Source organism: Planomonospora corallina, from assembly GCF_042650625.1.
Lineage (GTDB): Bacteria > Actinomycetota > Actinomycetes > Streptosporangiales > Streptosporangiaceae > Planomonospora_B > Planomonospora_B corallina.
On the sequence record NZ_JBHSBM010000017.1, the window covers coordinates 126,915 to 128,153 of the forward strand.

Here is a 1,239-nt window from a genome sequence, read left to right on the forward strand (position 1 = left end):
CCGCCGGCTCGTATGTCCTGGTGAACGAGGCCAGCGGCCTGTGCCTGGACGTCAACGCCAAGAGCACCGCCGACGGCGCGGCCCTCGTGCAGTACGCCTGCAACGGCGGCGCCAACCAGACCTGGAAGCTGGCGAACGTCTCCGGCGGCCAGAGCCTGACCGCCGCGCACAGCGGCAAGTGCGCCGGGATCTCCGGCGACAGCACCTCCGCGGGCAAGGCGGTCGTCCAGCAGACCTGCTCGGCGAACTCCTTCCAGGCGTGGAAGCTCGAGGCGGTCAGCGGCTCGGTCTACCGCGTCGTCAACGCCGGCAGCGCCAAGTGCCTCAACACGGCGTCCACCGCCTCCGGCGCCGCCGTCAAGCAGAACTCCTGCGACACGGCCGCCTCCAAGCGCTGGACGCTGAAGGCCGCCGGCTCGGCTCCCGCGCCCGGCCCGACCGCCACGGTCAAGCCGACCGCCACCCCGGTCCCGACCCCGACGGCCACCACGGCTCCGGGCGCGCCGGCCGCGTGGCCCACGGCCAAGGGCGGCCAGCCCGTCACCGCCACCATCGAGGTCAAGGCCGGGGCCCCCTACGACGGCGGTCTGAAGCGCTTCTACGGCTCCGGCGCGCTGGGCGGCGACGGCCAGGACGAGGGCCAGGACCCGCTCTTCAAGCTGGCCGACGGCGCCGTCCTGCAGAACGTGATCATCGGTTCGCCGGCCGCCGACGGCGTGCACTGCTCCGGCACCTGCACGCTCAAGAACGTCTGGTGGGAGGACGTCGGCGAGGACGCCGCCACCTTCAAGGGCACCTCCGCCTCCCAGACCATGACCGTCGACGGCGGCGGCGCCCGGAAGGCCTCCGACAAGACCTTCCAGCACAACGGTCCCGGCACCTTCGTGATCAAGAACTTCCAGATCACCGAGTTCGGCAAGCTCTACCGCTCCTGCGGCAACTGCTCCAAGCAGTACGCGCGCCACGTCGTCGTCTCCAACGTGCACGTGACCGCTCCGGGCTCGTCCCTGGTGGGCATCAACTCCAACTACGGTGACACCGCGAAGCTGTCCGGGATCACGATCAGCGGCGACTCCAAGAAGAAGATCTCGATCTGCGACCGCTACAAGGGCGTCACCAAGGGTGAGCCGAGCAAGATCGGCAGTGGTGCCGACGGTGTGAGCTGCATCTACTCCACCTCCAGCATCACCTACAAGTAGTCCTTCTCGAAGGTGCCGGCGGTCCGCGTCCGCCGGAGCC

At 69.9% G+C, this 1,239-nt stretch carries 1 protein-coding gene; it reads left to right on the forward strand.

The features are described 5' to 3' along the window. Positions 1-1,199: pectate lyase (locus ACFOWE_RS13765; protein ID WP_377287685.1), on the forward strand; the 1,199-nt coding region annotated here is incomplete at its 5' end. Between the last annotated feature and the right edge of the window lie 40 nt (positions 1,200-1,239).